1 protein-coding gene, 1 tRNA gene and 1 rRNA gene are annotated in these 1284 nt (G+C 50.3%); 1 reads left to right on the top strand and 2 read right to left on the bottom strand.

Going from position 1 to position 1284, the window contains the following annotated elements; all coding sequences use genetic code 11:
• The first annotated feature begins 433 nt into the window (after positions 1-433).
• Positions 434-856: a hypothetical protein gene (locus ACERI1_RS18795; protein ID WP_373619999.1), complete on the top strand. Its 423-nt coding sequence runs from the start codon at positions 434-436 to the stop codon at positions 854-856.
• On the opposite strand, the gene ACERI1_RS18790 is transcribed toward ACERI1_RS18795, so the two are convergent.
• Together ACERI1_RS18790 and rrf are read right to left on the bottom strand one after the other, a co-directional pair.
• Positions 844-918: transfer RNA gene (locus tag ACERI1_RS18790), tRNA-Met, on the bottom strand. The two genes, ACERI1_RS18795 and ACERI1_RS18790, sit on opposite strands and share 13 nt — an antisense overlap.
• 179 nt (positions 919-1097) lie before the next feature.
• Positions 1098-1219, bottom strand: a 5S ribosomal RNA gene (gene rrf, locus ACERI1_RS18785).
• Positions 1220-1284 lie beyond the last annotated feature (65 nt).

Below are 1284 nucleotides of genomic sequence, written 5' to 3'. Positions count from 1 at the left end.
ATTGAGGTTGAACTGAGCGGAGTTCTTCGAGGGAAGTGGGAACATGCTGTTCGAAGAACTCCAAGTCGATGTAACGGGTTCTTCTGATGTGGAATTTTTGGGCTTCACTGACCTGCTGGTCAGTCAAGCCGTCATCCGAGTGCAAGAGACACCGTGCGCGTGTGAGTTCCCGCGTTTTGTACGTGCCCGCTGAAAGCATCGCATTCAGCTCCGCTCGTTCATCGGCAGACAGATCGACAGAGTACTGTTGTGTTCGTGGCATGATTTACTTCAGAAAAACTTCTGAACACGCTCTAGAGGCGCTCTACGCAGATAAAGCTAGCAGTTCAGGGCTGAAGCCGCACTAGCGAGGGTACGCGACCGAGGTCGGCCGTGGCTGCAAGCCGGTAGCGATGTCGTTCAGCTTCACGCATTCAGGACTCCAGAGGAGGCCATGACCGCAACTACTGATGACTACTGGGCATTGACGTCCACAAACGGCAAGCACAGGTCGCTGTCCTTGATGATGAAGAACATCGCTGAAGAGATCCGCGTCGCCAACGCGGGTCTCGACGAAATCGCAGAGAAATACGCAGGAAATCACGCTGCGATCGAAGCTGGAAGCAACTACTTCACGATTTACGATAGTCTTGACGAAGAGTTAGATGTCACTCTCGCCAATCCGGTCAAGGCGGATTGGCTTGAATACCAGAAACAGAAGAAAGATCGAAAGGATGCCAAGAACCTCGCACGGTTCCTCTGGTTGGGCGAAGTACCTGAAAGCTACGTTCTGCCCGAAGAACAATTTATGAGCGAGAGAGCTTATCCACCAAACTGCGGTAGAAGTTTGTTCAAGTTAGGAAATAGCGGGAAGTAGATTTGAACTACTGATCTGCGGGTTATGAGCCCGCCGGAATCTCCTGGCTATCCCATCCCGCTATCTATGTGTCTCTACCGAACACGATTAAGGGTTGCTATCTGGTTGCTGTTTATGAAATATTTAGAATGATAATACAATGGTCTTACTAGATTTATTTTTAATATTTGTTAAAATATATGAAGTATTGTAGAATATCGAGAACTCCCCGGTGGTAGTTACTGTCTGAATAGTAGTATGAATGGAGCGGCGAATCGACGTTCCCAGAGGGTCGCCCACTCCAGTACTTGCCGATACGCAGGCGAGCTTATCTTCCGTGTTCGGGATGGGTACGGGAGGCACCTCGCCGCTGTGGCCGCTGTAATGCCGATCGGCGGAATCGAACCGCCGTCAAACCGTAATCGGTGAATGATGACCGTATTGGTCGA

The sequence above is a fragment of the Natrinema sp. HArc-T2 genome, from assembly GCF_041821085.1.
Lineage (GTDB): Archaea > Halobacteriota > Halobacteria > Halobacteriales > Natrialbaceae > Natrinema.
The sequence above is the reverse complement of the archived record's forward strand: the minus strand, read 5'-3'. Positions and strand labels throughout refer to the sequence as shown.